The sequence below is a fragment of the Serratia sp. CY56464 genome, assembly GCF_052168435.1.
Lineage (GTDB): Bacteria > Pseudomonadota > Gammaproteobacteria > Enterobacterales > Enterobacteriaceae > Serratia > Serratia marcescens.
This window is the reverse complement of sequence record NZ_JBJNMV010000007.1, coordinates 42,884-58,179: the sequence shown is the minus strand read 5'-3', so window position 1 is coordinate 58,179 and position 15,296 is coordinate 42,884. Positions and strand designations below refer to the sequence as shown.

The following is a 15,296-nucleotide window of genomic DNA, read 5'->3' as shown; positions in this document are numbered from 1 at the left end:
ATGCCTCATGACCATTGCGCTGAACCGCTTCTGCATTAACCGCAAGATCGCGCCGAATCTCGATCTGGACAATTTTTTCCGCCTGGTGAAACGCTGCGGGCTCAGCAAAGTTGAGCTGCGCAACGACATGCCCAGCGGCAAGGTGACCGACGATCTGAGTAACGCGCAGCTCAACGCGCTCGCCGCGCAATACGGCATTGAAATCGTCACGATCAACGCCCTCGGCATGTTCAATCGGGTGGATGACCCGGCGGCGCTGCAGCAGCGCGCCGAAGCGTTGCTGGCGCAGGCGCAGGCTATCCACAGCCGGGCGCTGGTGCTGTGCCCGCACTGCAGCGCCGACGACACGCGCAGCGAGCAGCAAAAACGGGACGACACCCTCGCCGCGTTGCGTCTGCTGGCGCCGCTGTTTGCCCGCTATGGCGTGCAGGGATACGTCGAACCGCTGGGCTTCGGCATCAGCTCGTTGCGATCGTCGCTGCTGACCCAAGCGATCATCCGCGATTCGGGCGCGCCGTACCGCATCGTGCTCGATACGTTCCACCACTACCTGAGCGATGTGACGCAGGCCGACTTCGACGCGCAGATCCAGGTGGCGCAGATCGGCCTGGTGCATCTGTCCGGCGTGGAGGACGGGCGGGATAAAGGCGCGTTGAGCGACGAAGAACGCATTATGCTGAGCGAGGGCGACCGGCTGGAAAGCCGCCGCCAGGTGCAGAACCTGGAACGCCTGGGCTATACCGGCGTCTATGCCTTCGAGCCCTTCTCTTCACAGCTGGACGGCTGGAGCGAGGCCGATATCGAACGGGAAATCCGCCAGAGCATCGCCCTGCTGCAAGGGTAAAAAAACGGCCTCCGCGGAGGCCGTTTTTCATGGCGTTACTTCAGGTTGCCGACCACCAGTTGGTGACGCGCGTTGTAGAACTTACGGTAAGCCAGATAGCAGGCGATGATGGTCGACAGGCTGGCGGTGGAAAGCAGCATAAAGGTCACCATAATCTGGTATTTGATCGCTTTCACCGGGTCGATGCCGGCAAAGATCAGCCCGGACATCATGCCCGGCAGGCTGACCAGCCCAACGGTTTTCGCCGAGTCCACGGTCGGGATCAGCGAAGCGCGGATGCTGTCGCGGATCAGCGCCGCCGATGCGAACTTGGGCGTCGCCCCCAGGCTGAGCATCTCCTGAATCTTCTGCTGCTCGCTTTTGAAACGCTGGCCGAGGTTGGTGTAGCACAACCCCACCGCCACCATGGCGTTGCCGGCGATCATCCCGGAGATGGGGATCACCTGCATCGGCGTAAATTCGATGGAACCGGTCAATACCAACACCGCCAACGTCAGCACCGCGCCGGTGGTGATGGCGATAAACGACGTCACGAACGCGTGTTCGACGTACTTGCTGCGTTTCTTGGCGTTGTAGGCCGCGTTAAAGCAGATGAAGAGCACCATCAACACGGTGAGAACGGCGTTATCCAGGTCGAAAATATACTTCAGCACGTAGCCGACGATGATCAGCTGCACCACCGCGCGGCAGATGCTCCAGATAATGTCCTTTTCCAGCGCCAGCTTTTCCCGGTGGCTGATCAGGATGGCGACCACCACCAGCACCATCGACAAGCCCAAGGATTCGTTGGTGATGTTATGCTGATTCATGTTGTTGCTCCTGTTGCTCGGCGCCGTGCGCGCGCAGGGTGATCACTTCGTCCGCATGCGCTATCTCTTCGGTATCGTGCGTCACCCACAGCACCGCCAGCCGGTGTTCCGCCGCCAGCTGATGCACGATCTCATTGACGTTGCGTTTGTTTTCCTCGTCCAGCGCGCTGGTGATCTCGTCGAGCAACAGCACCCGGGGCATAAACTGCAGGTTGCGGATCAGGGACACCCGCTGCTTCTCCCCGCCGGACAGTTCATTGATGCTTTTGGTCAGCATCGCCTCCGGCAGCCCGAAACGCGCCAGATCGGCCTTCATTTTTCGCTCGGCTGGCGGTTCCTGGCGGATCTGGTAGGGCAGCGCCAGATTGTCGTAAACCGTATTGCCGAACAGTGACGGCGTCTGGAAGCAGTAAGAGACCTGCTTGCGATACGCCTCCGGCGACATCTCGTCGATCGCCTGACCGTCGAAATAGAGCTTTCCGCTGGTCGGATCCATTAAGGAAGAGATGATTTTCAGCAGGGTGCTTTTCCCGCAACCGGAAGGCCCGGTGATCAGTTTGAACTCGCCTTCACCCAGCGTGAAAGAGACGGAATCCAGGATCACCTGGCTGTCTATTTGATAATGAATATCATCCAATCTCAGTATGTCTTTCTTTTCCTTCATTACGATGCCGGCTCCCTACACCTGTTCCCGTCTGAGCGATAAGTATATGGCCGCCAAAAACATCTTAGCAATGGCTGTGCGGATGGCAGCGAACGAAGGGGGAGGATTGACGGAGCGAAACGCCCCGTCAAATGATAAATTTAATTAATGATTAGCTGTAGGAATAGTCAAAAGCGACCGCCAGGGTCGAATCACTCTTTTTTTATCGCTGCCTGTTCGTCGCAGCTGTACCAGCGGAGGGAATTGTTGATGCTGCGGTGGGTGCAGTGAACCTTACCCTCCTTTTCCAGCGCCAGCAGCAGGGTGCGGGTGGTATAAATATTTTCGCCGCATTTATCCGCCAGCTCGCGCGTCTTCGGCCACTGCTCCGGCGGGGGATGATGGCCCCCAGATCCTTCCACACGCTCCCTGCACAATCCTTGCAACACATTCAGCATCAGCGATTTTCTGCTTTCAAACGTTTTCGGCGCCTTGGCCATAGCATTCCTCCTGAGTGGTTACTGCTGAGCACCCCGCTCACGGCTGCACGTCAGCGATGCGCAGGGTGTAAATCATGGTGGCATTCGGGGGGATCGCCGGCGGGTTGCCCTGTTTGCCGTACGCCAGCGCCGGCGGCACCACCAGCGTGATCGCGCCGTGGCGCTGCAGCTTCTCGATAGCCGCGCGAAACAGCGGCGGGTAGCGCGTCAACGGCTGCGAGATCACCGTCCCCGCCAGCTCCATGTCTTTGACCACCCGGCCGTCGGTCAGGCTTTCGCGCACCACGATATCCACCCGATCGTCGGCGCCGATCGCCCCGCTGCCGGCATAGTCCACCCGGTAATAGAAACCGAGCGCATCCTGCTTGACCCCCTCCTGACGGACGAAATTGGCCAGGTAGGCGTTGTCATCCCGAGGTGGCGCCTGCGTCTGTTGCGCCTGCTGCAACCGCTGCTGCGCCGTGTGCAGCGCGCCGTCGATGGCGGTTTCATCGAGCCGCAACCGCCCGGCCAGGGTATCGGCGATGCCTGCCAGCAACAGCTGGGTATCCGCTTCCAACCCCGCGCGCCGGTTCTCCTGCTGCAGATGCAGAATGTCGCGTCCGAGCGACACGCCGGCGGCATACGCCTGCTTGTCCGCCTCGCTGGCCAGCGCGGGCGGCTCGGCCGCCTGCTGCCGTTCGGCCAGCAAGGTCTCTACCCGCCGGCGCTGCTGCGCCAGCTGCGCCGCCAAACTTGCGCTGCGCTGTTCGGCCCGCGTTAACGAAGCGGCCAGCACGCCCACTTCTGGCACCGGCGCAACGGCGTGCCGCAATCCCTTCAGGGCATCGGCCAGCGGCCGAATATCGACGACGGCCGGTTCCCGTTTCGGCGCCACCGCGGCCTGAGCCGCCGCCAACTGCCGCTCCAACTGACGGATTTTCTCCGTCTGCTGTTGCAAAGACTGCTTCAACGACGTTAAACGAGCGCTGTCTGCCCCGACGATAGCGGCCGGTTTGGCGGCCGGTGCTGACGCCGATTGACGCACGGTGTCTTCCCTGGGCGCGGCCGGTGGCGCCTGCCGCTGTTCGGCAAACTTCAACAACGCGGGAATGCCGTCATCAGCGGCGCAAGCGGCCCCGCTCACCGCCAACAGCAAAAGAGCCATCGCCCATCCTTGCGCGCATCGCTTCATGGCTACAGATTCTCAACCCGGCTGGACAGATCGGACATCAGCTCATGCTCGACGTCGGCGCAGAATTTCTCGGTTTTATATTGATAAAGAGCATCAATCGCTTTACGGGTACTCTCATCCACGTTGCCGCGCACCCCGGCATATCCCGAAGCGTTGGAAAGCAGGCCATTAAAATAGGCGATGCGTTTTTGGTAACTTTGCGGATTAATATTCTTTAATGAATTAACCCGCTGCTGACAAAGCGCGATGCGTTGCTCATCGGATTTATCATTAGGATTGTTCTGTGAGATTTTTTTCACGGAATTCAGTTTTGTCTTGCTCCCGCCCGCACAGCCAGAAAGCGCCATAAAAGACAGCAGAAATAGGGTCAAACCCGCCCAACGGCGCCCGCCGCAAGCATTAATCATCGTTATCATTCCGTTTATAATCCTTTAATTGTCACTTAGGTCATCATTATGTGGCGAACGGCAGCAGCACATGCCTTAATTTGATTAATCAAAATGGGTTAGGCAGCGAAAAATCCCTATTCCGCAAGGTGATAGGATAATTCACTACCGGTGAAATTGTTATTTAATTGTTAATCAATTAGGCTTAAACGCGAACTAAACGCGAATAAGAAACCCAATCACTCGTGAACAGAAAATCACTAAACAACAATAAAAACAATGAATTATGTTTTATATTTTGTTTCTAAAAGGAAATGCATCATCTGCTGCCTCAGAGCGATATTAGCAAAACAATATTGTGAATTGTAGGTGCCACCCTATTTCCCCCGATCTAATATCTCGCATATCGTTATTTATATAGTGATTTATACTGGATAATATTTGTATACGATCTATTGATTTTAAAGCAAATATATTTCTTTTTCCTTTTGGTTTTATATTCTGAATTTGACTTAATTTAATAAAATCTATTTCCAAGCAATACTATTATTTGCAAGAATATTCCCAGCAACACGCCACACGTAAAAATCGCATTTTATTTACCAGAAAATCCATTATCGATTTTCCAAATCTCGTTATTTCTCATAAATAACGGATGTCGGCGTATTGCCCAGAGCAAAAGGATCTGGCTCCAACCGCACGGACGGCGACATGGCGTTGCCGCCGCCGCGGGGGATTTAGATGTGCTGTTCTTTTTATTTAAAAACTCTCTACAGGAACCTGAGAAATGAAACTGAATAAATTAATGCTGGCAACCGTGATTGCTTTCGCTTCCGCATCTGTTGCTCATGCCGCATCTAATCAGGGCAGCGGTAAAGTCACCTTTACCGGCGAAATTATCGATGCGCCATGCAGCGTCGCGCCGGAATCCGTTGACCAAACCGTGCCGATGGGCCAGATCAGCAGCCGCATCCTGGCCAACCAGGGTAAATCCAGCATGCAGCCTTTCAACATCGAACTGAAAGATTGCTCCATCTCCACCATGAAAAACGTCAAAGTGACCTTTACCGGCACGCCTGATCCGGTCAACAACAAACTGCTGGCCCTGAGCGGCACGGCAACCGGCGCCGGCATCGTGATCTACGACAACCTGCACTCCAAAGAGGTGGAACTGGGCACCGCGACCGACGGTCAAGGCCTGAACGATGGCGACAACTCGCTGAAATTCGCCGCTTATCTGCAGGGCAGCAGCGCCTCAAGCGCCGTGGTGCCGGGCGACTTCACCAGCGTGGCGAACTTCACCCTGGCTTACCTGTAATACCCCACAGGGGATGTCTCAGGGCATCCCCCGCTTTATTGCATGCCGAGGATACCGGCAAGGGAACAGGGAAAGACAGGGAGACGCCAGCATGACTATCCGCCTTTGCGGCCTGTTGCTCATCGCGCTCAGCGTCGGCAGCGCGGCGGCGGCAGCGAAAAATCAGGGCCACGGCAAAGTCAGCCTGGGCGGCACCATCGTTGAAACGCCGTGCGGCATCGCCAGCGACAGCCTGGATCAAACCGTCGATTTTGGTCTGATTTCCATGACCGACGCCTCGCAGGACGGGCAGTCGGTGCTGATCGGCAGCCGCCGCCATTTCACGATCAAACTGGTGAACTGCGAGCTGGCCAGCCAGGTGAAGCCTGACTTCATCTATCGCGCGGCCAACGTCACGTTCGACGGCACCGCCGACAGCGGGGATCCGTCCCTGCTCGGCGTTTACGGCGAGGCGAAGGGCGTGGCTATCGAGCTGTTGAACGATGCCGGCGCGCCGATCCCGCTCGGCAGCACGACGGCGGATTACCAGATCGTCGCCGGCGACAACACGCTGCGCTTTGGCGCGCAGTTGCGCCTGCATCCCGACAAGGCGCGGGCGGGCGGCTTCAGCTCTCTGGCCAAATTCACCCTGTCTTATCTCTAGCGCCGGCGGGCGCTGCACAGCATTACGTATTCAGGTCGTACGGATGACCTGCTATTGGGCGCGGACTTGCCATGAGTGATTATGCTATGACGTCATTACTGACACGGAAACACCTACCTCTCCTCGTCATTCTATCTTTCCTCTGGGTGCGTCCGGCATTTTCCGCCACGGAATTCAATACCGACGTCCTGGATATCGGCGAGCGCAGCAAAGTGGATCTTTCGCGCTTCTCCGACGCCGACTACGTCATGCCCGGCGCTTATTTGCTGGACATCAAGATCAACCAGAAAACGCTGCCCCAGCGCAGCATTCAGTATTTCCCGTCACCGGATAACAAGAGCGGCAGCCAGGTGTGCCTGCCGCCTGACCTGGTGGAAAAAATGGCGTTGAAAGAAGAAGCGGCCAAAAAAATCACCCTGTGGCACGACAACCAGTGCGCCGATATTCGCGGCATCAAAGGCGCGACCATCTCCGATCGCATCGGCGGCGGCGTGCTGGCGATCACCATCCCGCAGGCGTGGATGAAATACTCCGATCCCGACTGGACGCCGCCCGAGCAGTGGGACGACGGCATTCCCGGCCTGCTGCTGGACTACAACCTGAGCGGCCAGTTAGGCAAGCAGAGCCACAACAACAACACCGCCCAGAACCTGAGCAGCTACGGCACGCTGGGCGCCAACCTGGGCCCCTGGCGCCTGCGCGCGGACTACCAGGCCAATTACAATCAGCAGGCTGGCGATCGCAGCACCGGTTTCGACTGGAACCAGATCTACGCCTATCGCGCGCTGCCGATGCAGGCCGCCAAGCTGACGCTGGGTGAGATTTATCTCGACTCCGGGGTGTTCGACGCCTATCGCTTCACCGGCCTCAACCTGGCCAGCGACGAGCGCATGCTGCCGCCCAACCTGCAGGGTTATGCGCCGGAAGTGCGCGGCATCGCCAAGAGCAACGCCAAGATCACCGTTTCGCAGGAAGGCCGCACGCTGTACGAAACCACCGTGCCCGCCGGGCCGTTCGCCATTCAGGATCTCAACAGCTCGGTGCGCGGGAAGCTGGACGTCAAGGTGGAAGAACAGGACGGCACCGTCTCGACCTTCCAGGTGGATACCGCCACCATTCCGTACCTGACCCGCCCGGGCTACGTGCGCTACAACGTGGCGCTCGGCAAAACCTCGGCCTACGACCACCGCACCCAGGGCCCGCTGTTTTCCGCCAGCGACTTCTCCTGGGGGCTGAGCAACGCCTGGTCGCTGTATGGCGGCGCGCTGCTCGGCGGCGACTATAACGCCTGGGCGCTCGGCCTCGGCCGCGATCTGAACGTGTTCGGCGCCATGTCGCTGGACGTCACCCAGTCGATCGCTCGCCTGCCCGGCGAGCCGACCGCCAGCGGCATGTCGTTCAAGCTCAACTACGCCAAACGCTTCGACGAGCTGAACAGCCAGATCACCTTCGCCGGCTACCGCTTCTCGCAACGTAAATTCATGAACATGTCGCAGTATCTGCAGGAGCGCTACGGCGATTACAACAAGAATTACAACGGCCGTCAGAAAGAGCTGTATACCATCACCGCCAGCAAAACCTTTATGGCGGAAGACAGCGCCAGGGCGATCACCACTTATCTGACCTACTCGCACCAGACCTATTGGGACGCGCGAACCCAGGATCGTTACGGGCTGTCGACCAGCAAGTTGTTCAGCATCGGCGATATCAGCAACATCACCGCCTCGCTGTCGGCTTACCGCACCTATTACCAGGGCCGCACCGACGACAGCGTGATGATCAACTTCACCTTACCGATCGGCGATCGTCGGCGCGTCGGCTATGCGCTGCAAACCAACAACGGCGACGTCACGCAGACCGCGTCGTACAACGACTACAGCGATCCGGACAATACCTGGCAGGTCAGCGGCGGCTTTAACCAGTCCGGCAAATCGCTGGCGCGCGGGTACTACACCCACAACGCCTCGTTCGGCTCGCTGAACGCCAGCGCCTCTTACCAACAGGATAGCTACTCGTCGATCGGCGGCTCGTTCCGCGGCGGTCTCACCGCGACCCGGCACGGTATCGCGGCGCATCAGAACTCGAGCAACGGCGGCAGCCGCATGATGCTCGACACCGACGGCATCGCCGGCGTGCCGATCAATAACGGCCGCGCCTACAGCAACCGTTTCGGGCTGGCGGTGATTTCCGACATCACCAGCTACTACAACACCGACACCCGCATCGACGTCAACAAGCTGGCGGACGACGTCGAAGCCACTCGCGCCGTGGTGCAAGGCACGCTGACCGAAGGCGCCATCGGCTACCGCCACTTCGAGGTGGTGAAAGGCAGCAAGCTGCTGGCCACCATTCGCCTCGCGGACGGCAGCGAACCGCCGTTCGGCGCCGCGGTGCTGAGCGAGAAAGGCCGCGAGGTCGCGGTGGTCAACGACGGCGGCTCGGTCTACCTGACCGGCGTGCAGCCGGAGGAAAAACTGGACGTCGCCTGGGAAGGCCAACGCCGCTGCCGCATCGTGATCCCGGGCGCCGCCAAGCCGCTGGACCAGCTGCTGCTGCCGTGCGCCACCCTGTAATCCGTAACGCTGAGAAATAATGACATGAACAAACACCCGATAACGCTACTGACCGCTGCCGGCCTGGCCCTGAGCGCCGTACTGCCCACCGCCGACGCGGCGATATCGCTGGATCGCACGCGCGCCGTCTATGTGAGCGACGCCAAATCGATCAGCCTGAATATCGTCAACGAAAACAAAGAACTGCCTTTCCTGGCGCAGTCCTGGCTGGAGAACGAGCAGCATCAGAAAATCACCTCGCCGCTGGTGGTGCTGCCGCCGTTGCAGCGCGTGGAACCGAGCGAGCGCAGCGTGGTGCGCATCACCAAGACGCCGGAGGCGGATCGCCTGCCGCAGGATCGCGAGTCGGTGTTCTACTTCAACCTGCGCGAAATTCCGCCGAAAAGCACCAAAACCAACGTGATGCAGCTGGCGCTGCAAACGCAGATCAAGCTGTTCTACCGGCCGAAGGCGATTGTCGCGCCCAAGGGTGAAGTGTGGCAGGAAAAGCTGGTGTTCCGTAAAAGCGGCGGCGCCATCACCGTCGACAACCCGACGCCGTTTTACATCACCCTGACCGGCATGACGCGGCAGACGCAAAAACAGGGCGGCGGCGCGATCGGCGGTTTTCAGCCGCTGATGCTGAAGCCGAAATCCAGCGAAAGCCTCAAGCTGCACGACACCGGCATGAACAGCTTCGTCATCACCTACATCAACGACTACGGCGGCCACCCCGAGCTGCGCTTCGCCTGCAACGGCAGCGTTTGCACCGCCGTGCCCGAGAAAAAATAAGGAGATCCAGCATGGCTGAATTCACCGATCGACTGCGCCCGCTGCTGCTCGGCGCGCTGTTGTGCGGCGGCGGCGCGCTGGCGGCAACGCCGCTGGGCGTGATCGAAGGCACCACCGGCACCGTCAGCTTTCACGGCGGCCTGCTCAGCTCTCCCTGCAGCCTGACGCCGGACAGCCGGGATCAGTCCGTCGATCTGGGCGACGTCAGCGCACGCGACTTCCGCAACGCCGGCGATCGCAGCGCGCCGGTGCGTTTTCGCCTCTCGTTCCGCAACTGCCTGCTGGGCGCGCGCGCGCTGGCGGATAATCCGGCCGGCCCGCGCAACGGCGACGCCGGCCGCCTCTACCTTCAGGGTGAACAGGCCGCCACGCTGGTGTTTCTCGGCGAAAGCGACGTCGACAACCCGTCGCTGCTGAAGCTGAACGGCGGCGTACAGGGCATCGGCCTGCGGCTGCAAGACCAGCAGGGCCAGGCGTTGGAGCTGAATCAGCGCAGCCGCCCCTACATTCTGCAACCCGGCAGCAACACCCTGTGGTTCAGCGCCAGCGTGGAATCCACCCAGCGGGCGGTGATGGCCGCCGGTTTCGCCGCCGTGGCGCACATTCAGGTGATTTACCTGTGAGGCTCGAGAACGCGATGAAAACACAACTGACCAAACTCTGCCTGCCGCTGGCGATCGCGCTGGCGGCCCCCGCCGCCTGGGCCAACGGCTACGTCACGCCGGACGGCGGCCCCAAACAGTTCTATATCGATCTGAATGAAAGCAACATCACCAACCAGGTGGGGTTCACCAAACTGTTTCCCTATGATCTGGGCGGCACCTATACCGGCAAGGTGTATTGCGATACCCCTATCCCCACCAGCCCGCACTTTTACAAGTCGGATTCGTCGTTGCCCCCCTCCGACTACGGCAACGGCTATTTAAAGCTGAATGACTTTTTGGATTTAAAAGCCGAGGTGTGGATTGCCGGCAACAAGAACGCCTACGTCACCGTGCCTTTTTACAACGAATCGAATTTGCTGAGCCAACACCGCTGCCAGCCGCCGTACTTACAGGTCAACAACTACGGCAGCGGCTCCAAAGGCAAGATCACCTTCCGGGTGCGCAAAAAAATCATTAACGGCGTTGAGATTAACGATCGGCAGATCATCGAGATGTACGGCCGCCTCGGCTCGACCGACGGCGGTTTCGGCCCCAATCCGATGGCGCAGGTGTTTATCCAGTCCGCAATCCTCTACGTGCCCGATAAATGCGTGGTGAACGAAGGCCAGTTGATCAACGTGGAGTTCGGCGAGATCGGCGGCAGCGATCTCAACGGCTCCAACTACCCGCAAAACATTCCGGTGCGCTTCCAGTGCGAGGGCGGCAGCTTCGAGGACGGCACGCTGAATATCAAGCTGGCGGTGTCGGGTACGGCGGCCTCCTTCAGCAACGAGGTGTTCAAAACCGACAAGAACGATCTCGGCATCCGGCTGACGCACAACGGCCAGTTGGTTATCCCGAATGAGTTTTACCCGGTGCCGAACATCGGCAACGGCGGCTCCTGGAACCTGGTGGCGGCGCCGTTCGCCAACGGCGGCGCAGAGATCGGCGAAGGGGAATTCAACGCATCGGCCACCATCGTGGCGGCATTCCAGTAACCGAGGGAGGAACGGAAAATGCGTCTACGCGCTTTAGCGCTGCTGAGCTGCGCGCCCTGGTGGTTTGCCGCCATGCCGGCGGCGGCGAACACCGAACTTATCGGTGCGCCGGTGCAGTTCCACGGCACCGTGGTGAGCCGCCCGTGCAATATCGAACCGCAGTCCGCCGATCAGCTGGTGGAAATGGGCACGGTGATCGTCAAAACCCTGTACCGCTATGGCCACACCACGCCGGTGCCATTCAGCATCAAGCTGACCGACTGCAAGACCACGGTATTCAAATCCGTCAGCGTGACCTTCAGCGGCGCCGAAGACGGTGAGCTGCCGGGCAAGCTGGCGATCAACAACGGCGCGAACGGCGCCGCCATCGCGCTGTTCGATCATCAAGGGGCGGACATCGACCTGAATAAGGCCACCAGCGCCGTCGCGCTGCAAAACGGCCCCAACAGCCTGAACTTTACCGCCTATGTGCAGGGGCGGCCGAGCGCGATCCAGAACCAAAGCATTACCGAAGGCGAATTCACCTCCGTCGCCAATTTTGTGCTGGCGTACCAATAAGCCCCGCACCGCCCAGGGAAATCAGGAAAACGACCGGCGCGCGAACGCCGGCAATGGGCCGTCACCGTTCGCTCCGGCGCGGCGCCACGGCCTTTTAAGGAGCCACCCATGCCAGATATTCGCTTCACGCTGTTCGACAGCGATAACTTCTACCAGCAGGGGCTGCGTCTGCTGCTGCAGGATTATCTGCACTCCCTGAACGAATGCCAGCGCCTGTACCCCCAGTTCTCGCCGCTGGCGCTGCAGGCGTTGGATAACATCGAAATCGTGTTCCGCACGCCGGAAGAGCGCTGGGGCTGCGCCTGCTGTTACCAGAGCCCCTACGGCATCCCGCGCCAGCGGCAGCTGACTTTGCTGATCCTCGACGACGCGACCCAGCAACAGGTGAAAAACCTGCCGCCGCTGTTCAGCATCCACCGGCGCGATTCGGCCTACACCATCCGCCTCAAGCTGCAGATGGCGCTGGAAAAATTTATCCAGCATCCGTGGATGGCGCTGCACGCCGCCGGCATGTGGAAATGCCAGGCCTGCCGCATCGCCGCACTCAGCCACTGCGAAAAAAAAGTGCTGGGGTTGATGAGCAGCGGCATGTCCGCCTGCAGCATCGCCGGCCTGCTGCAGCGCAGCCAGAAAACCATCAGCGCCCATAAGCGCTCGGCGATGCGCAAGCTTAACGTGCGTAAAAACAGCGAGTTGAATAAAGTGCTGCTGAATCAGCGTGGGCTAAGCTGACTGACAACGGACTCGCGAGTACCGACAGAGTGGTTTACTCTGAATACTCATTTTCGCACTGCAAAGCGAGCCGGAATCCATGCCCAGAACAGCCAAAGTCGTTGACGTCCCCGCCCTCGGCGAGCTCGATCGCCAGGCAGGCCAGCTAAGCCACCAGCTGGCGCAGGCCCTGCGTCAGGCCATCCACCGGGGCGATCTGAAAGCGGGCGATCTGCTGCCCTCGACGCGCCGGCTGTCGGCGGCGCTGACTCTGGCGCGCGGCACGGTATTGGAGGCCTTTGCTCAACTGACGGCGGAAGGCTTTCTCGAACCGCAGCCCGGTTCCGGCACCCGGGTTGCCCACTATCAGACGCCACGCCGCGCGCCGCATGCCACGGTGCAGGCGAGTTCAGCGGTAGCGGCTCCGCTTTCTTCACAGGCGCAGCATCTGGCGCGCTTTGCCACTCAGGCGCGAGCGCTGCCGCCGGTGCCGTTCACTGTGTCAGTGCCAATCGGCGATACCGCGCCCGACGATATCTGGCGGCGGCTCGGCAACCGCATCCGCGCCCGCGGCCCCGGCGCGCCGTCGGGCTACGGCGATCCGCTGGGCGCGCTGCCGCTGCGCGAAGCCATCTGCGACTATGTGCGCCGTTCCCGCTCGGTAAACTGCACGCCGCAGCAAATCCTCATCACCTCCGGCACCCAACAGGGACTGTATCTGGCCGCGCAGATCCTGTTGGACGCCGGCGACAGCGCCTGGGTCGAAGATCCTGCCTACGCCGGCATTACCGCCATTTTCGATAGCCTGTTTCGCGATCGGCGCATGATTAGGGTGCCCGTCGCCGACGACGGCATCGACGTCGCCGCCGGCGTGCGCCTGGCCGCCAATGCCCGCGCCGCCTTTGTCACGCCGTCGCATCAGTATCCGCTGGGCATGCCGATGAGCATGGCGAAAAGAAGCGCCTTGCTGGCCTGGGCCAGAGAGCGGCAGGCCTGGATCGTGGAAGACGATTACGACAGCGAGATGCGCTACGCCGGCCACCCGTTCCCTTCGCTGCAGGGGCTGGCGCCCGAGCGGACGCTTTATCTCGGCACCTTCAGCAAGGTGTTGTTCCCTTCGCTGCGGTTGGGTTACGCCATCGTGCCGCCGCCTCTGGTCGACGCCTTTTGCGGTGCCAGGATCCTGATGGATCGTCACCCGCCCAGCGCGGATCAATACGTGCTGGCCGCCTTTATTGCCGAAGGGTATCTCGACCGGCATATCCGAAAAATGCGCGGCGTCTACGCCGAAAAACGTCGGGTGCTGATCGAGGCGATCAACGCGTACATCCCGGCTGAACTGGCGGTGGTGCAGCCCTGCGATCAGGGCATGCACATGGTGCTGTGGTTGAGGAAAGATCTCGACGACGTGCGTGTCGCCCGGCAGGCCAACGAAGCCGGGTTGGCGCTGCGGGCGGTGTCGCCGATGTATGCGCCCGGCCAGGGTGAGCCGGGCCTGGTGCTGGGGTTGGGCGGTTACGCCGACCGCCAGGTGCAACAGGCGGTGGAACGGCTCGGACAGGTGATCCTGGCCTGCGCCGGCAGCGGCGCCTAGCGGGAAAAACGTTTGGCGCCGAACACGCAAACCACCACGCCGGCCATCACGGCGATCATCATCGGCTGGACGGCTTCATGCAGCAGCCAGCCCGCCAGCGCCAGGCCGAAGAACGGCTGCAGCAGCTGCAACTGCCCGACGGCGGCGATGCCGCCCTGCGCCAGGCCGCGATACCAGAAAATAAACCCAATCCACATGCTGAACACCGAGACGTAAACCAGCGACAGCCAAGCGGCGCCGCTGACCACGGGCCAGGCGGCCGGTGCCGCCAGCCAGGTGGCCGCCAGCGTCAACGGCAACGCCACCACCAGCGCCCAGGAGATCACCTGCCAACCGCCGATCCGACGCGACAGCACCGCCCCTTCGGCATAACCCAGACCGCACAGCAGCACCGCGCCGACCATCAGCGCATCCCCCTGCCAGGCGCCGCCGCTCCCCTGGCTCAGCGCGAAAGCGCCCACCAGCGCGGCGCCGACGCCCGAAAAAACCCAAAAAGCGGGCTTGGGCCGCTCTCCGCCGCGCAAGACGCCAAAACCGGCGGTCGCCAGCGGCAGCAGGCCGATATACACCAGCGAATGCGCCGACGTGGTGTGCTGCAGCGCCAGCGCCGTCAGCAGCGGAAAACCGATGACTACGCCGAGCGCCACAAACAGCAGCGGCGGCAAATCGGCCCGCCTCGGCCGCGCCTGGCGGGTGATCAGCAGCGCGCACAAGGCCAGCAAGGCGGCGATCGCCGCCCTGACCGCCGTCAGAAACAGCGGATCGAGCTCCAGCACCGCCACTCGCGTGGCGGGCAGAGAACCGCTGAAGATAATCATGCCAAGAAAACCGTTCATCCAGCCCTGGGCCGAATGCCCGGCGGCGGGATGTGCAGGGGTAACAACGAGAGTTTTTTCAGACTGGCTGTCCGTCATGTGAACGCTCCGCACGCCTGAGGCATACCGAAATCGGCAACCCGCGAGGCGATGTCATAGTGAAAGAGAACATCGTTCCCCGGCGTCGCCTGCCGGGGCTGCGTTCTATTTTTCAGATAAAGCGGTTCACAGACAGGTCCAGATAGCGAGATTTTCACTGTGCCGGTTGCCAAAGTGCGCCGCTAACGCCAAAGAAGGGCGTTTTTCGGGCTGTCC

At 60.6% G+C, this 15,296-nt stretch carries 16 protein-coding genes; 10 read left to right on the top strand and 6 right to left on the bottom strand.

Annotation, left to right across the window (positions count from 1 at the left end; translation table 11 throughout):
* The first annotated feature begins 7 nt into the window (after nt 1–7).
* Nucleotides 8–844: a TIM barrel protein gene (locus ACJ8KE_RS21985; protein ID WP_016930410.1), complete on the top strand. Its 837-nt coding sequence runs from the start codon at nt 8–10 to the stop codon at nt 842–844.
* A gap of 35 nt (nt 845–879) precedes the next feature.
* Here ACJ8KE_RS21985 and fetB read toward each other — a convergent pair whose 3' ends face one another.
* From fetB to ACJ8KE_RS21960, 5 genes are all read right to left on the bottom strand, one after another.
* Nucleotides 880–1,653 (bottom strand): iron efflux ABC transporter permease subunit FetB, encoded by a 774-nt coding sequence (gene fetB, locus ACJ8KE_RS21980; RefSeq protein ID WP_004930878.1) that lies wholly within the window; start codon nt 1,651–1,653, stop codon nt 880–882.
* Nucleotides 1,640–2,317 (bottom strand): iron efflux ABC transporter ATP-binding subunit FetA, encoded by a 678-nt coding sequence (gene fetA / locus ACJ8KE_RS21975; protein ID WP_016930411.1) that lies wholly within the window; start codon nt 2,315–2,317, stop codon nt 1,640–1,642. The genes fetB and fetA overlap by 14 nt, the downstream gene beginning before the upstream one ends.
* Nucleotides 2,318–2,508: 191 nt before the next feature.
* A complete protein-coding gene (locus ACJ8KE_RS21970; protein ID WP_004930885.1) occupies nt 2,509–2,796 on the bottom strand; it encodes a FaeA/PapI family transcriptional regulator in 288 nt (95 codons plus the stop codon).
* A gap of 37 nt (nt 2,797–2,833) precedes the next feature.
* Nucleotides 2,834–3,943 carry an FKBP-type peptidyl-prolyl cis-trans isomerase N-terminal domain-containing protein gene (locus tag ACJ8KE_RS21965; protein ID WP_016930412.1) on the bottom strand — a complete coding sequence of 370 codons (1,110 nt, stop codon included), beginning with the start codon at nt 3,941–3,943 and terminating at the stop codon, nt 2,834–2,836.
* A 29-nt stretch (nt 3,944–3,972) separates the two neighbouring features.
* Nucleotides 3,973–4,317, bottom strand: a complete 345-nt coding sequence (locus tag ACJ8KE_RS21960; protein ID WP_370446676.1) for a hypothetical protein — start codon at nt 4,315–4,317, stop codon at nt 3,973–3,975.
* 826 nt (nt 4,318–5,143) lie between these two features.
* Here ACJ8KE_RS21960 and ACJ8KE_RS21955 point away from each other — a divergent pair.
* The 9 genes from ACJ8KE_RS21955 to pdxR all read left to right on the top strand — a co-directional run bounded on the left by ACJ8KE_RS21955 (nt 5,144) and on the right by pdxR (nt 14,166).
* Nucleotides 5,144–5,674: a fimbrial protein gene (locus ACJ8KE_RS21955; protein WP_015379342.1), complete on the top strand. Its 531-nt coding sequence runs from the start codon at nt 5,144–5,146 to the stop codon at nt 5,672–5,674.
* A 91-nt stretch (nt 5,675–5,765) separates the two neighbouring features.
* Entirely contained in the window at nt 5,766–6,317 is a 552-nt protein-coding gene (locus ACJ8KE_RS21950; protein ID WP_016930414.1) for a fimbrial protein, read from the top strand.
* Between the two features lie 86 nt (nt 6,318–6,403).
* Nucleotides 6,404–8,890 (top strand): fimbria/pilus outer membrane usher protein, encoded by a 2,487-nt coding sequence (locus tag ACJ8KE_RS21945; protein ID WP_306376995.1) that lies wholly within the window; start codon nt 6,404–6,406, stop codon nt 8,888–8,890.
* 24 nt (nt 8,891–8,914) lie between these two features.
* The gene (locus ACJ8KE_RS21940; RefSeq protein WP_016930416.1) at nt 8,915–9,661 is read left to right on the top strand and encodes a fimbrial biogenesis chaperone; all 747 of its coding nucleotides are present in this window, start codon (nt 8,915–8,917) and stop codon (nt 9,659–9,661) included.
* 11 nt (nt 9,662–9,672) lie between these two features.
* Nucleotides 9,673–10,284: a fimbrial protein gene (locus ACJ8KE_RS21935; RefSeq protein ID WP_004930909.1), complete on the top strand. Its 612-nt coding sequence runs from the start codon at nt 9,673–9,675 to the stop codon at nt 10,282–10,284.
* A 14-nt stretch (nt 10,285–10,298) separates the two neighbouring features.
* Entirely contained in the window at nt 10,299–11,303 is a 1,005-nt protein-coding gene (locus tag ACJ8KE_RS21930) for a fimbrial protein (protein ID WP_123867967.1), read from the top strand.
* Nucleotides 11,304–11,321: 18 nt separating this feature from the next.
* Nucleotides 11,322–11,861 (top strand): fimbrial protein, encoded by a 540-nt coding sequence (locus ACJ8KE_RS21925; RefSeq protein ID WP_016930418.1) that lies wholly within the window; start codon nt 11,322–11,324, stop codon nt 11,859–11,861.
* Nucleotides 11,862–11,969: 108 nt separating this feature from the next.
* The gene (locus tag ACJ8KE_RS21920; RefSeq protein WP_079452438.1) at nt 11,970–12,593 is read left to right on the top strand and encodes a LuxR C-terminal-related transcriptional regulator; all 624 of its coding nucleotides are present in this window, start codon (nt 11,970–11,972) and stop codon (nt 12,591–12,593) included.
* A gap of 79 nt (nt 12,594–12,672) precedes the next feature.
* Nucleotides 12,673–14,166: a MocR-like pyridoxine biosynthesis transcription factor PdxR gene (gene pdxR / locus ACJ8KE_RS21915; protein ID WP_079450491.1), complete on the top strand. Its 1,494-nt coding sequence runs from the start codon at nt 12,673–12,675 to the stop codon at nt 14,164–14,166.
* On the opposite strand, the gene ACJ8KE_RS21910 is transcribed toward pdxR, so the two are convergent.
* Nucleotides 14,163–15,080, bottom strand: a complete 918-nt coding sequence (locus ACJ8KE_RS21910) for a DMT family transporter (protein WP_370530996.1) — start codon at nt 15,078–15,080, stop codon at nt 14,163–14,165. The two genes, pdxR and ACJ8KE_RS21910, sit on opposite strands and share 4 nt — an antisense overlap.
* Nucleotides 15,081–15,296: the final 216 nt, after the last annotated feature.